The 13,527-nt window shown below is 34.1% G+C and carries 16 protein-coding genes and 1 tRNA gene; 9 read left to right on the forward strand and 8 right to left on the reverse strand.

Annotated elements, in window-relative coordinates; all coding sequences use genetic code 11:
* Positions 1 to 55 precede the first annotated feature (55 nt).
* From murA to B0M43_RS00795, 3 genes are all read right to left on the reverse strand, one after another.
* Entirely contained in the window at positions 56 to 1,369 is a 1,314-nt protein-coding gene (murA, locus tag B0M43_RS00785) for a UDP-N-acetylglucosamine 1-carboxyvinyltransferase (protein WP_065451062.1), read from the reverse strand.
* A 90-nt stretch (positions 1,370 to 1,459) separates the two neighbouring features.
* Complete coding sequence (locus tag B0M43_RS00790; RefSeq protein WP_065451061.1) at positions 1,460 to 2,182, reverse strand: DUF4290 domain-containing protein; 723 nt, start codon at positions 2,180 to 2,182, stop codon at positions 1,460 to 1,462.
* A 2-nt stretch (positions 2,183 to 2,184) separates the two neighbouring features.
* The gene (locus B0M43_RS00795; protein WP_017498101.1) at positions 2,185 to 2,481 is read right to left on the reverse strand and encodes a DUF493 family protein; all 297 of its coding nucleotides are present in this window, start codon (positions 2,479 to 2,481) and stop codon (positions 2,185 to 2,187) included.
* Between the two features lie 331 nt (positions 2,482 to 2,812).
* Between B0M43_RS00795 and B0M43_RS00800 the strand changes: the two genes are divergently transcribed.
* The 6 genes from B0M43_RS00800 (at position 2,813) to B0M43_RS00825 (ending at position 8,689) form a co-directional block, all read left to right on the forward strand.
* Positions 2,813 to 3,730 (forward strand): carboxylesterase family protein, encoded by a 918-nt coding sequence (locus B0M43_RS00800; protein WP_065451060.1) that lies wholly within the window; start codon positions 2,813 to 2,815, stop codon positions 3,728 to 3,730.
* 376 nt (positions 3,731 to 4,106) lie between these two features.
* A complete protein-coding gene (locus tag B0M43_RS00805; protein ID WP_078006161.1) occupies positions 4,107 to 4,640 on the forward strand; it encodes an AAA family ATPase in 534 nt (177 codons plus the stop codon).
* Positions 4,641 to 4,704: 64 nt separating this feature from the next.
* The gene (locus B0M43_RS00810; RefSeq protein WP_078005849.1) at positions 4,705 to 6,600 is read left to right on the forward strand and encodes an ATP-dependent DNA helicase RecQ; all 1,896 of its coding nucleotides are present in this window, start codon (positions 4,705 to 4,707) and stop codon (positions 6,598 to 6,600) included.
* Entirely contained in the window at positions 6,600 to 7,547 is a 948-nt protein-coding gene (gene fmt, locus B0M43_RS00815) for a methionyl-tRNA formyltransferase (RefSeq protein ID WP_078005850.1), read from the forward strand. The genes B0M43_RS00810 and fmt overlap by 1 nt, the downstream gene beginning before the upstream one ends.
* Before the next feature lie 180 nt (positions 7,548 to 7,727).
* Positions 7,728 to 8,000 (forward strand): HU family DNA-binding protein, encoded by a 273-nt coding sequence (locus tag B0M43_RS00820; RefSeq protein WP_017498096.1) that lies wholly within the window; start codon positions 7,728 to 7,730, stop codon positions 7,998 to 8,000.
* A 128-nt stretch (positions 8,001 to 8,128) separates the two neighbouring features.
* Positions 8,129 to 8,689 (forward strand): YqgE/AlgH family protein, encoded by a 561-nt coding sequence (locus B0M43_RS00825; protein WP_065451200.1) that lies wholly within the window; start codon positions 8,129 to 8,131, stop codon positions 8,687 to 8,689.
* Here the strand turns inward: B0M43_RS00825 and B0M43_RS00830 are convergent.
* On the reverse strand, positions 8,686 to 9,525 hold the full coding sequence (locus B0M43_RS00830; protein WP_078005851.1) for an aminotransferase class IV: 840 nt from the start codon (positions 9,523 to 9,525) through the stop codon (positions 8,686 to 8,688). The genes B0M43_RS00825 and B0M43_RS00830 overlap by 4 nt on opposite strands.
* Before the next feature lie 54 nt (positions 9,526 to 9,579).
* On the reverse strand, positions 9,580 to 9,972 hold the full coding sequence (locus B0M43_RS00835) for an START-like domain-containing protein (protein ID WP_026984135.1): 393 nt from the start codon (positions 9,970 to 9,972) through the stop codon (positions 9,580 to 9,582).
* A 153-nt stretch (positions 9,973 to 10,125) separates the two neighbouring features.
* Between B0M43_RS00835 and B0M43_RS00840 the strand changes: the two genes are divergently transcribed.
* The 3 genes from B0M43_RS00840 to B0M43_RS00850 all read left to right on the forward strand — a co-directional run bounded on the left by B0M43_RS00840 (position 10,126) and on the right by B0M43_RS00850 (position 10,875).
* Positions 10,126 to 10,199, forward strand: a tRNA-Met gene (locus B0M43_RS00840).
* 56 nt (positions 10,200 to 10,255) lie between these two features.
* Positions 10,256 to 10,510: a GIY-YIG nuclease family protein gene (locus tag B0M43_RS00845; RefSeq protein WP_078005852.1), complete on the forward strand. Its 255-nt coding sequence runs from the start codon at positions 10,256 to 10,258 to the stop codon at positions 10,508 to 10,510.
* 110 nt (positions 10,511 to 10,620) lie between these two features.
* The gene (locus tag B0M43_RS00850) at positions 10,621 to 10,875 is read left to right on the forward strand and encodes a GIY-YIG nuclease family protein (protein ID WP_078005853.1); all 255 of its coding nucleotides are present in this window, start codon (positions 10,621 to 10,623) and stop codon (positions 10,873 to 10,875) included.
* A gap of 443 nt (positions 10,876 to 11,318) precedes the next feature.
* On the opposite strand, the gene B0M43_RS00855 is transcribed toward B0M43_RS00850, so the two are convergent.
* Genes B0M43_RS00855 through B0M43_RS00865 form a run of 3 tightly spaced genes read right to left on the reverse strand, consistent with a single transcriptional unit; the run spans position 11,319 to position 13,224 of the window.
* Positions 11,319 to 11,945, reverse strand: a complete 627-nt coding sequence (locus tag B0M43_RS00855; RefSeq protein WP_078005854.1) for an alpha/beta hydrolase — start codon at positions 11,943 to 11,945, stop codon at positions 11,319 to 11,321.
* 11 nt (positions 11,946 to 11,956) lie between these two features.
* Complete coding sequence (locus B0M43_RS00860; protein ID WP_065451039.1) at positions 11,957 to 12,247, reverse strand: GNAT family N-acetyltransferase; 291 nt, start codon at positions 12,245 to 12,247, stop codon at positions 11,957 to 11,959.
* Positions 12,248 to 12,285: 38 nt separating this feature from the next.
* Complete coding sequence (locus B0M43_RS00865; protein ID WP_078005855.1) at positions 12,286 to 13,224, reverse strand: ring-cleaving dioxygenase; 939 nt, start codon at positions 13,222 to 13,224, stop codon at positions 12,286 to 12,288.
* Positions 13,225 to 13,527: the final 303 nt, after the last annotated feature.

Below are 13,527 nucleotides of genomic sequence, written 5' to 3' on the forward strand. Positions count from 1 at the left end.
TGTAATAAAAACAATCTTAATCTTCGTTTAATTCCTGAATTCGTGGCAAATATTTTTACGCTCTCACGATTTTTGCTCCAATTGCTCTTAAACGTTCGTCTATACGCTCGTATCCACGATCGATTTGTTCGATATTTTGAATTGTACTTGTTCCTTTTGCTGATAGCGCTGCAATTAATAATGAAATCCCGGCACGAATATCCGGAGATGACATTGTTGTTGCTTTTAGTTGAGATTCAAAATTATGTCCCATAACCACCGCTCTGTGCGGATCGCATAACATAATTTTTGCTCCCATATCGATTAATTTATCTACGAAAAACAAACGGCTTTCGAACATTTTCTGGTGAATTAAAACATCTCCTTTTGCTTGTGTTGCCACAACCAAAACGATACTTAATAAGTCAGGTGTAAATCCTGGCCAAGGCGCATCTGCGATTGTTAAAATAGAACCATCAATATCTGTTTTTACTTCATATCCGTCTTTATGAGCCGGAATGTAAATATCATCATTACGTTTTTCGATTGTAATACCTAGTTTTCTAAAAGTATTCGGAATCAAACCTAAATTTTCCCAACTTACATTTTTAATCGTAATTTCGCTTTTTGTCATCGCCGCAAGACCAATCCAAGAACCAATTTCGATCATATCAGGTAAAATTCTGTGCTCACAACCTCCAAGACTTTCAACACCTTCGATAGTTAATAAGTTCGAACCCACTCCAGTGATTTTAGCTCCCATAGAGTTTAGCATTTTACACAACTGTTGTAAGTAAGGCTCACAAGCTGCGTTGTAAACTGTGGTTGTTCCTTTTGCCAAAACAGCTGCCATTACAATATTTGCAGTTCCGGTTACAGATGCTTCGTCAAGTAACATATCTGTTCCTTTAAGTCCTTCTGCCGGGGCTTCTACTCCATAAAAGTGGTCTTCTCTATTGTATCTGAATTTTGCTCCAAGGTTAATAAAACCTTCAAAGTGAGTATCTAATCTACGACGACCTATTTTATCTCCTCCAGGTTTAGGAATATATCCTTTTCCAAAACGGGCCAATAATGGTCCAACAATCATAATAGAACCACGAAGTGCTCCACCTTCTTTTTTGAAAGCTTCGGTTTCTAAATATCCAACGTTAACTTCATCAGCCTGAAACGTAATCGAACCCGGTTCATTGCGTTGAATTTTAACTCCTAAATTACCCAACAAAGTGATTAATTTATTGATGTCAATAATATCGGGAATATTATTAATTTTTACTTTATCCCCCGTTAGAAGCACGGCACATAAAATTTGTAATGCCTCATTTTTTGCTCCTTGTGGCGTTATTTCTCCTTTTAAAGGAATTCCTCCTTCGATTTTAAATACTCCCATATTTTTTTTTAGGTTCTGAGGTTCTGAGGTTCTAAGGTTCTGAGCTAAAAATCTTAGTAGCTTAGCATCTTAGTATCTTAGCACCTTTTTTTATTTCTGATTATTGTTTTTTTGAAATGGTTTTGGTTTTCCCGGACCTTTATTGTTTTTGTTACTTTGAATTTTTGGCTGTCCTGGTGGCGTAATTTTGTTCGACATGCGCTTGTTTGTACGCAATAAATCGGTAGTATTCAAAAGCTCTTCTGTGCTTTGTAATAAATTGATTTTTCCTCCTGACAATTCAAATAAATGTTCAAAAATCACATCATCTTTTACCGTGTCTTTGTTCCAGCTCAGATATGATTTTTTCATGTGGTTGGCAATTACCAATACCAATGCATTTTTCATTTCTCCATCTTCCCATTTGTTGGCAACATCAATCATATATTTGATATTGTTACCATAAAATCTGTATTTAGGAAAGTTTTGCGGATAGTGTAAAACATCTGGTTTTAACTGCAACACATCTCTTGACGGAATTGGATATGGAGATTCTACATTCAATCTAAAATCAGACATGATAAAAAGCTGATCCCATAATTTATGTTGAAAATCCGGTACATCACGCAAATGCGGATTCAGACTTCCCATAACCTGAATGATGTATTTCGCCGCTTTATTGCGCGTTTCATCATCTTCGATAATAGTGGCCTGATCGATTAATTTTTGTAAATGACGACCATATTCCGGAATAAGTAAACGTTGTCTTTCAGAATTGTATTCTAAATTAAAAACAACGTCATTCGCGATTTCTTTTTTATATTTTTCGACCATAATTATAATGAAACTATACCTTCTATAGTAGAAACTTCTTTGTATTTGCTAATCACCTGATCGGCACTATGCATTGTAACATCTACAGAAACACTGGTAAATTTACCTGTTTTAGATTTTGTTGTTTTAATAACGGCGCCCATACTGTCAAAAGCTTTTTCAACCCGTTCGACATTATCATCGACCGACGGCACTATAAATTTATACAAATATTCTGCAGGCCAAGTATTTGAGTTATCTAACTCTACCTTTAATCTTTCGTAAAATTCGGCTGTGTTTTTTTCTTTATCGTTCTCCATTTGCACATTAAAATAGAAGGCAAATATACGTTTTTGATTTCAGATTTCAGATTTTAGATTTTAGATTTTTTTCATTGAAAAAAGAGTTGATTCTTTGCCACGAATTTCACTAATTCACACTAATTATATTGCGGTAAATCTATCCTTGATTTTGTTTTTTTTTGATCAATTCTAAAGTTAAAATTCTTGAAAACTCGTGAAATTAGTGGCAAACTTTTATATTTGGAAAACATTGCGGAGAACTTTGCCCGCAAAGTTGCAAAGTTTTGTAAACTTCGAATGTTTTCTCTTTGCGTCTTTGCGACTTTGTACGATTAAAAAATACATTACTATGAAAAACTACATTCTTATTCTTTTTATTGCACTCACATTCAACTCAATAAAAGCTCAGGAAATAAAAACGATGACTTATTTTCAGAATGACACAATCAAACTGGATCTTGATTTGTATCTGCCAAAGAAGAAATCCAACGAAAAAATTCCGTTAATTATTTTTGCTTTTGGTGGAGGATTTTCGGGTGGAGAACGCACAAGCGAAAAAGAATTCGGGCTTTTTATGGCAAAAAATGGGTATGCGGTTGCCAGCATTTCGTATTCTTTATATATGAAAGGAAAGGATTTTGGTTGCAAAGGAACTTTGACTGAAAAAATAAAAGCAATACAAATTGGTGTGAGCGATATGTGGCAAGCCACTTCTTTTTTGATCGAAAATGCCAATAAATATAACCTTGATGCTTCGAAAATATTTATTTCAGGAATTAGTGCCGGAGCCGAAATTGGTTTTCATGCTTCGTTTTGGGATTATAAACTTATGAATTTATACAAAAATAATCTTCCTGAAAACTTTAAATACAAAGGTTTCATAGGTGGTTCGGGCGCTATCCAGGACATCAATTTAATCACAAAAGAAAAAGCAATTCCGATGTTATTGGCACACGGAAACAATGATGATACTGTTCCGTATGCGGCAGGCTCCCATCGTTCCTGCCCTACAAATGCTTCTGGATGGCTGATTCTTTTTGGGTCTTACGCGGTTTACAATCATATGAATGATTTACATAAAGATATTGAACTTATTACTTTTTGTGGCGGCGGACATGAATTTTCAGGTTATCTTTTTCACCAGGGACAGCAATATGTTCTGGATTTTGTAAATGATGTTTTGCAAGGAAAAAGATTTGAATCGCATATTATTATTCCTTCAGGGAAGAAAGGTGCTGGTGCTGGAAAATATTTGTTTTGTGAATGATACAATTAAAACAACAACTTGCCTACTATTATAAAACTGGACTAAAGTCCAGCCCTACAATATTTGTCGAGTCTACGACTCTTTTTTGTTTGAATTACTGAGGAACGATTCATTTTATCGAGCCTACGAGTCTTTTTCGTTTGAGTTCCGGAGGAACGATTCATTTTATCGAGCCTACGAGTCTTTTTCGTTTGAGTTCCGGAGGAACGATCCATTTAATAGGGCTGGACTTTAGTCCAGTTGAGGCAATATAGCCCCAAAGTTTTAGTCAAAAGCAGTAGTGATATCACCTAAAATTGCGAAATCATTCGCTCAAGGAAAAATAATCTTTTTAAATACAATAAGTTTAGGTAAATTTGCGCTTTATTTTAAGAAAGTGCAAAAACAAATCATAGTTTTAATTGGTGGCCCGGGAACGGGAAAATCTACTCTTATTAACGAATTGGTAGCTCGTGGCTACTGCTGTTATCCTGAAATTTCAAGACAAGTTACACTCGAAGCACAACAGCGTGGTATCGACCAATTGTTTCTGGAACAACCTTTATTGTTTAGCGAAATATTGCTTGAAGGCCGCATTAAACAATACGAAGATGCTCTTGAAGAATCCGACAGTGTTGTTTTTATAGATCGCGGAATTCCTGATGTTGTCGCTTATATGGATTACATAGGTGATGATTATCCTTCACATTTTGTAAAAGCTTGTGAGGATTTCAAATACACTAAAACTTTTATTTTACCACCCTGGGAAGAGATTTACGAATGCGACACTGAGCGCTACGAAAATTTCGAACAGGCTTTAACGATACAAAAACACCTTGTTGAAACCTATAAAAAATATGGCTACGACTTAATTGAGGTGCCAAAAGATACGGTTGACAACAGAATTCTTTATATCTTAGATAAAATTTAGGCTTGTTTTAAAGTTGCAAAACTAGAAACTGATTTCTAAATTTTTTAACTTTAAAACAAGGCCAATGTCTGAAGCGCAAGAAATTCTTTTAAAATACTGGAAACACGACAGTTTTAGACCTTTACAAAAGGAGATTATTGACTCAGTTTTGGATGGTCAGGATACTTTTGCCTTACTACCAACAGGTGGCGGAAAATCGATTTGTTTTCAGGTTCCGGCCATGATGAAGGAAGGTATTTGCCTGGTCGTTTCGCCTTTGATCGCTTTAATGAAAGATCAGGTGGCGAATTTGCAAAAGCGGGAAATTAAAGCAATTGCTCTAACAGGAGGAATTCATACCGAAGAAATTATTGATCTTCTGGATAATTGCCAGTTTGGAAATTACAAATTTTTATACCTTTCTCCGGAACGGCTTCAGTCAGACTGGATTTTGGAACGCATAAAAAATCTTCCTATAAATTTAATTGCAATTGATGAAGCGCATTGTGTTTCGCAATGGGGACATGATTTTCGTCCGGCTTATTTGAAGATTTCAGAACTTAAAAAATTTTTTCCTAAAATTCCCTTTTTAGCTTTGACGGCTACAGCAACTCCAAGAGTTATTGAAGATATTAAAACCGAATTGGGATTGAAAACCCCAATACTTTTTCAGCAATCTTTTGAACGAAAAAATATTGCATACATGGTTTTTGAAGTCGAAGACAAATTGTATCGCACAGAACAAATCTTAAAAAAAAATCCACAGCCTTCTATAATATATGTACGAAATAGAAAATCGTGCCTGAATATGTCAACGCAATTACAATCTTTAGGATTCAAAGCAACCTACTATCACGGCGGACTTTCATCAAAAGAAAAAGATAAAAACATGCAATTGTGGATGTCTGAACAAGCACAGGTAATTGTAGCCACAAATGCGTTTGGAATGGGGATCGACAAAGACAATGTAAAAACAGTAATTCATACTCAGCTTCCTGAAAATATAGAAAACTATTATCAGGAATCAGGAAGAGCCGGGCGAAATGGCGAAAAAGCTTTCTCAGTTGTCTTGACGAATTCGTCAGACAGCATTCAGTCTGAACAGCAATTTTTAAGCATTTTGCCGGATAAAAAGTTTCTGAATACCATGTATGTAAAGCTTTGCAATTATTTTCAGATAGCTTATGGCGAAGGTTTAGATGATTCTTTTTCGTTTAAACTGAATCATTTTTGCCAGAAATATGATTTCCCAACTCTCAAAACATATAATGCTTTGCAGTTTTTAAATCAGCAGGGAATCATTACCATGTCTCAGGAATTCTCTGAAAAAATTACGATGCAGTTTTTGATTGAATCGAAAGAAGTAATTCGATATACGAGTTTACATTCTAATGACGAAGAAATCATTCTGGCGATTTTGAGAACTTATCCGGGAATTTACGAAATGAAAATGCCTTTTAATATTTCACTAATTGCAAAAAAATCAAACCATACCGAAGCACAGGTTGCTGCTGTTTTAGAAAAATTGAAAGAGAAAGAAATCATTGAATATAAATCTAAAAATAACGACGCTACTATATTATTTAATGAAGTTCGCGAAGATAATCTTACCATAAACAGAGTTGCAAAGTATCTGGAAAAACAAAATCAGCTTAAGAAAGACCAGCTTTTATCTGTTCTGCATTATATAAAGGACAATAAAACCTGTAAAAACCGATTGATTTTGGATTATTTTGGAGAAGAAACCACAGAAAATTGTGGCGTTTGCTCCTATTGTATTACTCAAAAAGGAAAAATTACCGAAGCAGATTCGATTGCAGATAAAATTTTACATTTATTAAAAACGGCAGCTTTAACGTCGAGAGAGATTGAAACCAAAATAAAACTTGACGCAAATGATGTAATTTTGGCACTTCAGGAATTACTTGAAAACAATTATATTACCATTCAGGCAAACAATAAATACACTTTAAAATTATAATGGAAAAATTGAGAATTATATTTATGGGAACCCCGGAATTTGCAGTAGACATTCTGGATACCATTATCAAAAACAATTATGATGTTGTTGGCGTTATCACAGCTGCAGATAAACCGGCAGGACGAGGACAAAAAATAAAATATTCGGCCGTAAAAGAATATGCTTTGGCAAACAACCTAACTTTATTACAGCCAACCAATTTAAAAGACGAAAGTTTTCTAGCCGAATTAAAAGCGCTCAACGCCAATTTACAAATTGTAGTTGCTTTTAGAATGCTGCCAAAAGTAGTTTGGGAAATGCCAAGTTTAGGAACTTTTAACCTCCACGCTTCTTTACTACCAAATTATCGCGGTGCAGCACCAATTAACTGGGCAATTATTAATGGAGAAACCACAACCGGAGTTACAACATTCTTTATTGATGACAAAATAGATACTGGTGCAATGATTCTGAATTCAGAAATTACTATTGAACCGGAAGAAAATGCCGGACAATTGCACGATCGATTAATGTTATTAGGCAGCGAAACTGTTATTGACACTTTGAAGGTAATTGAAAACGGAAATGTAACCACCACAATTCAGAAAGATGATGCCGAAATTAAAACAGCTTATAAACTAAACAAGGAAAATTGTAAGATCGACTGGACAAAATCCGGAGATGAAATCATTAATTTAATTCGAGGTTTAAGTCCATATCCTGCTTCGTGGTGCTTTTTGAAAGATAAAAACGAAGAGTTAAGCATTAAAATATACGAAGCAAAACTGGTTTTAGAACCACATTCTTATGAAGTTGGAAGCTTGATTAGCAGTAAAAAAGAAATCAAAATTGCGATCAAAGATAGCTTCATTCAGCTTTTGAGTTTACAATTACCGGGAAAAAAGAGAATGCAAGTAGCAGAATTACTTAACGGGATCACTTTTACTGATAGCGCAAAGGTCTATTAAGGTCAGTAAAACAGGGGTTTTTACCTGATTTTGAGCTCAAAACAACTGGCGTTATGAACAAAAAAAGCAAGTTATCAACAATTTTTGCTAAAATTAAAGAAAACACTTGCAAGGAACGGATTTCCTACTAAATTTGTGTATTAACAATTTTTTTTAACCAACAATTAATAACTAATTATTATGAACAAATCAGAATTAATCGATGCTATCGCTGCTGATGCAGGAATCACAAAAGCTGCGGCAAAATTAGCTTTAGAGTCATTTTTAGGAAACGTAGGAGCTACTTTGAAAAAAGGTGGTAGAGTTTCTTTAGTAGGTTTTGGATCTTGGTCAGTATCTGCTAGAGCTGCAAGAGACGGAAGAAATCCTCAAACTGGAAAAACTATTCAAATCGCTGCTAAAAATGTTGTAAAATTCAAAGCCGGAGCTGAATTAGAAGGTGCAGTGAACTAAGTAAGAAAGTTCTCTAAACTTATAATATAATCAAAACCCTCCTCATGGAGGGTTTTTTTGTGCGGTTTAACGATTTTATTTGGGTTTTTAAAAATTTTATGATTAAATTTAATAAAAATTGTAGCCGTATGATTTCAGAAAAATTAAAAAAAGGACACCTGCTTGTTGCTGAACCTTCTATAATTGGAGATTTATCTTTTAATAGATCGGTAATTTTATTAGCAGACCATAACAAAGAAGGATCAATAGGTTTTATCATTAATAAACCATTAAAGTATACTATTAATGACCTAATACCTGAGATTGATGCCAATTTCAAAATATATAACGGCGGCCCTGTTGAACAGGACAACCTGTATTTTATTCACAATATTCCGGAATTGATTCCTAATAGTGTTGAGATTTCAAATGGGATTTATTGGGGAGGTGATTTCGAATCGACCAAAGACTTAATAAACGACGGATCTATTGGCAAAAACAATATTCGCTTTTTCTTAGGTTATACCGGTTGGGACGAAAATCAGCTTGAGAATGAAATGCAAGGTAACTCCTGGATCATCACTGATAATAGTTATAAAAATAAAATTATCGGAAAGTCGACCACCCATTTTTGGAAAGAGCAAATTATTGAGCTCGGAGGCGATTATCTTATTTGGTCTAATGCACCTGAAAATCCGTATCTGAATTAATTTTCAGATATAGATTCATTCAGTTTTTGCACTAATAAATGAGCCAGATTACTTGTAAACTCCTTTTTACGATACTTAGTTATCGGTTGTATCCCCGTGATTACATTTGTGAGGAATAATTCGTCAGCTTTTTGAAGATCAAAAGGTGAAATTATTTCTTCTGCCACTTCTATGCCTTCAACTTTTTTAGCCAAAGCTACTATTTGTTTGCGCATTATTCCGTTCAAACAACCTTCGGAGATTGGAGGAGTAATTAGTTTTTTACCTACTAGCATAAATAAATTACCTTGTAGACCTTCGACCACATTTTTTGTGTCGTTTACCAAAAGACAGTTAGCCAAACCATTTTCGTGAGCAAAAATGCTTCCGGTAACATTTATCATTTTATTGGTCGTTTTAATCGACGATAATAATTGTTTGGTCACATAGAAGTCTTTATATAAATCAACTTCATATTCTCCAGTATTTATAGCGTAAGATGTACTTTCTAATGCCGTTGCATGAATTAAAAAAGAAACTTCGTTGGTTTTTGGCAAATACAAACCTCCGTCTTTTCTAAAAACGGTAATTCGGGCTCTAGCCGAAGAAGAAATATTTTCCTGATTGGCAAGACTTAAAACTTGCTGCTCAAAATATTCCATTGTAAAATTCATCGGAATCTCCATTCGAACAACACGCATTGAAGCCATTAATCTAAAATAATGATCTTCAAGAAACAAGATTTTATTATTGACTATTTTTAGTGTTTCAAAAACACCATCTCCATACAAAAAAGCACGATTTTGAGTTAAGATATTATCCTCTTGTGCTGCTATATTTCCGTTAAAATTGATCATAAAAAAACCCTGAATTTTGTTCAGGGCAAATATAAGGTTTAAAATAGAATTTTACTAAACAGATCCTATAAGATGTTTCAGATCTGAGATCTGATTCTCCCACAATTGTTTAGCTTCTCCTACTTCTTCTTTTTCGGCAAAATCTACTACCATTAATGATACATCTTTAGTCAGTTCATCTACTAAAATATGCAATTCAAAAAAGTACTCTGTATCCTTACTGCTTTCGTCGACCCATTTAAATTTGACTTTTTCCCCAGTTTTTTTAGAAGCCAAACGTGCTTTTTCCTGCGAGTCATTCCAGATAAAAGTGAAAAATTCGCCTCGTGAGTTTACATTGTCTGCAAACCATTCTGACAAACCTGACGGCGTTGATATATATTGATATAATAATTGTGGCGAAGAATTTATTGGAAACTCTATTTCGTAACGTATTTTTGGATCCATGTGCTACTTTTAATTTTTTCGAAATATAAGAATATATGTCCAAAAACAATGCATTTTTAAAAATATTTTTTTTTCTTCAATTTATTCTTGGAAGCTTTAATAATATTTCTATCTTTGCACCCGCAATGAGGAACACGGTTCACTTGCAATCTTGGCGAGGTAGCTCAGTTGGTTAGAGCGCAGGATTCATAACCCTGAGGTCACGGGTTCAACTCCCGTCCTCGCTACAAAATAAAAAACACCACTGAAAAGTTGGTGTTTTTTTCGTTTATAAAAGTTGCACATGGAAGAATTTGTTGTCTATATTCTTTATTCTGAAAGATTTAATAAAAATTATACTGGATTCACTTCTAATTTAATTGATAGATTTAAGTCTCATAATTATCTTGGAACAAAAGGATTTACTTTAAAATTTAGACCATGGACTGTAATTCATGTCGAATTTTTCCATTCTAAATCGGAAGCAATGAAAAGAGAGAAATATTTTAAAACAGGAATTGGAAGAGAATTTATTCAAAATATAATCCAAAACTTATAGCTGCAGTATTTATATCCGCCGCGGCGGACACGGGTTCAACTCCCGTCCTCGCTACAAAATAAAAAACACCACTGAAAAGTTGGTGTTTTTTTCGTTTATAAAAGTCGCACATGGAAGAATTTGTTGTCTATATTCTTTATTCTGAAAGATTTAATAAAAATTATACTGGATTCACTTCTAATTTAATTGATAGATTTAAGTCTCATAATTATCTTGGAACAAAAGGATTTACTTTAAAATTTAGACCATGGACTGTAATTCATGTCGAATTTTTCCATTCTAAATCGGAAGTAATGAAAAGAGAGAAATATTTCAAATCAGGAATTGGCAGGGAATTTATTCAAAATATAATCCAAAACTTATAGTTGCAGTATTTATATCCGCCGCGGCGGACACGGGTTCAACTCCCGTCCTCGCTACAAAAAACAAACCCCTAATCATCAATTGATTAGGGGTTTTTTATTGTAGTTTTGTTTCTAAAAATCGTATCAAGTAAGGGCTCAAGATAGAAATTTCGCAAAAAGATAAATTTAACTCAAAGAAAAAGTAAATAAAACTGGATCAATCCTCAAACCTGTGGATATAGAAAAAATTACCACGGAGAATGCAAAGTTTTTTAAATATACTAAGCTTAGAAAAAACACAAAGTTCACAAAGCTTTGTGGACTTTGATTGTAAACACTACTTAAATCTTAGTGAACTTTGCGAATCCCGATAGCTATCGGGATTGCGCTCTTTGCGTTAAAAAATAATTAGGAATATAAAATTTTAATATTTCTCCACAACATTCAGTGTTGATACATAAAACTTAAAACCTCTCCTTTCCAAAAATAAGCTCATTAACCAAATCTATTTCATCCTGACTTATGGTATGTCCCATATTTTCATAGATTTTTTTAGTAACATTTGCTCCCATTTTTTTCAGAAGCACTTCTGATTCATTTACTCTTTCAACCGGAACATGAAAATCGGGATCACTGGTACCGATGAAAATTGGTGTGTTTTCGAAGTTTCCTTCGTAATGATTTTCATAAACCTTATCGCCAATAAGTCCGCCGGTAAATGCCACAATGCCTCCGTATTTAGCGGCATTTCTGGCAGTAAATTCTAAAGCCAGACAAGCTCCCTGGGAAAATCCAAGAAAATAGATATTCTCTTTTTCAATTCCGTTTTGCTGAATTGCAACAACAACGTTATGAATAGCTTCTAATGATTTTGAAAATGAAGGCTCATTTTCATTTATAGGCGCTAAAAAAGAATAAGGATACCAGGTTCTACTTTCTGCCTGAGGGGCAACCAAGGCAAAATCATTGACATTGAGATGTTTTGAAATCGAAAGAATATCATGAGCGCTTGCACCACGTCCGTGAATCATGATCAGCGCCTTTTTAGCATCATTTAAATGCACACCGTCTGTTATAGTTTCTATATTCATAAGTTCTAAGATTATTTTTTCCAGATGTCCTGATATTCATCCGGATGTTTTTTGAATTGTGCATGCACATACGGGCAAAGCGGCAAAACCATCAAATTATTGGCACGTACGTACGATGTCATTTCGTCTAAAAGTTTCTTTGCATATCCCTTTCCTTCTCCTTCAGGTTCAACACCAGTGTGGTAAACCGTCAGCAAATCTGGTTTTATGCTTACTGTCATTTCGCCCAGCTTTTTATCATCAACATAAAGATTAAAGGCTCCATGCTTTTTCTCGTCTAATTCCAGTTTTATTGTTTCCATATGTTTTTTCTTAAGAATCTAATTTACAAATTTTTAGCTTAATTAATTTTAACCAAATGATTTTCAATACTTGCTCTTTGAGATTCATATTGTGCGGGAAGTTTTAAGTTTTGACCTAATTCTTCTAAGCTTTCATCAACTGTAAATCCAGGATTATCGGTGGCGATTTCAAACAAAACTCCACCTGGTTCTCTAAAATATAGCGAATGAAAATATTGTCTGTCTATTTGTGGTGTAATTGACAATCCGTAAGCTTCGATTTTTTCACGGAAGTACATTAAAATTTCGTCATTTTTTACACGGAAAGCCACATGGTGAACAGTTCCATTTGCATTTAAACCACGTTTTTCATCAGCTAATTCTACCAAGTCAACAATTGCGGCATTTTCTACTGCATCTGTTGCATAACGATAGCGGTTTACATCCTGATCAATCAATTTGTAACCAAATATTTCTGTTAAGATTGATGCAGTTGGTTTAATGTCATTTAAAGTCAGCGTAATATTATGAAAACCTTTTGTTGCTACGTCAGCTTTTACTTCATCTGTTTCCCAACCTTTTCTGTTGTCTCCTGTTTTAGATTCGATTAATTCTAATTTCAACCCATCCGGATCAAGGAAAGTTAGGTATTTTTCGCCGAATTTTTCTGCCGGTTTATTGTAAATTACATTATATTGTTCAAAACGTTTCTGCCAGAAATCAAGACTTCCTTTAGGAACAGAATAACCAATTTCTGTTGCCATTCCAGATCCTTTTCTTCCTTGTTGAATTCCTTCTCCCCACGGAAAAAAGGTCAAGATGGTTCCTGCGCTTCCTACTTCATCGCCAAAGTAAAAATGATAGGTTCCCGGGTCGTCAAAATTCACTGTTTTTTTGATGAATCTTAATCCGAGTATTTTTGAATAAAAATCGAAATTACGTTTAGCGTCGCCTGCAATGGCAGTAATATGGTGTAAGCCTAAGATTTTATTTTCCATGATATTTTATGTATTAAGTTGTTTTGATTTTCTTTTACAAATTTACCGCGGTTATCGCTGTTTATCGATTAACCTAGATTAAGAAATAAAACTCAGGATGAATAAAATACTAAAGTCAATTTTAGGCCTAAATTGTTCTTTATATAGAGGATAAGGTTTTATATCAAAAGTTAGTGTATCACATTAAGTTCAAAAATAGACGCTTTCAAATCCTTATTATCAAAAACTTTTCTTTACTCATAAAAAAACATAAAAAATAATAATGCTAATTGGGGTTAAAGTCTCATTTTTGCAAAATAATTA

Source organism: Flavobacterium sp. KBS0721 (assembly GCF_002007065.3).
Classification (GTDB): Bacteria; Bacteroidota; Bacteroidia; order Flavobacteriales; family Flavobacteriaceae; genus Flavobacterium; species Flavobacterium piscis.

Coding starts and splice junctions, on each gene's coding strand:
- B0M43_RS00830 (WP_078005851.1), bottom strand. CDS start 9,525: ATGATCAATTTTAACGGAAATATAGCAGCACAAGAGGATAATATCTTA.
- B0M43_RS00795 (WP_017498101.1), bottom strand. CDS start 2,481: ATGGAGAACGATAAAGAAAAAAACACAGCCGAATTTTACGAAAGATTA.
- B0M43_RS00800 (WP_065451060.1), top strand. CDS start 2,813: ATGAAAAACTACATTCTTATTCTTTTTATTGCACTCACATTCAACTCA.
- B0M43_RS00810 (WP_078005849.1), top strand. CDS start 4,705: ATGTCTGAAGCGCAAGAAATTCTTTTAAAATACTGGAAACACGACAGT.
- B0M43_RS00845 (WP_078005852.1), top strand. CDS start 10,256: ATGGAAGAATTTGTTGTCTATATTCTTTATTCTGAAAGATTTAATAAA.
- B0M43_RS00835 (WP_026984135.1), bottom strand. CDS start 9,972: ATGGATCCAAAAATACGTTACGAAATAGAGTTTCCAATAAATTCTTCG.
- B0M43_RS00855 (WP_078005854.1), bottom strand. CDS start 11,945: ATGAATATAGAAACTATAACAGACGGTGTGCATTTAAATGATGCTAAA.
- murA (WP_065451062.1), bottom strand. CDS start 1,369: ATGGGAGTATTTAAAATCGAAGGAGGAATTCCTTTAAAAGGAGAAATA.
- B0M43_RS00865 (WP_078005855.1), bottom strand. CDS start 13,224: ATGGAAAATAAAATCTTAGGCTTACACCATATTACTGCCATTGCAGGC.
- B0M43_RS00860 (WP_065451039.1), bottom strand. CDS start 12,247: ATGGAAACAATAAAACTGGAATTAGACGAGAAAAAGCATGGAGCCTTT.
- B0M43_RS00850 (WP_078005853.1), top strand. CDS start 10,621: ATGGAAGAATTTGTTGTCTATATTCTTTATTCTGAAAGATTTAATAAA.
- fmt (WP_078005850.1), top strand. CDS start 6,600: ATGGAAAAATTGAGAATTATATTTATGGGAACCCCGGAATTTGCAGTA.
- B0M43_RS00825 (WP_065451200.1), top strand. CDS start 8,129: ATGATTTCAGAAAAATTAAAAAAAGGACACCTGCTTGTTGCTGAACCT.
- B0M43_RS00790 (WP_065451061.1), bottom strand. CDS start 2,182: ATGGTCGAAAAATATAAAAAAGAAATCGCGAATGACGTTGTTTTTAAT.
- B0M43_RS00820 (WP_017498096.1), top strand. CDS start 7,728: ATGAACAAATCAGAATTAATCGATGCTATCGCTGCTGATGCAGGAATC.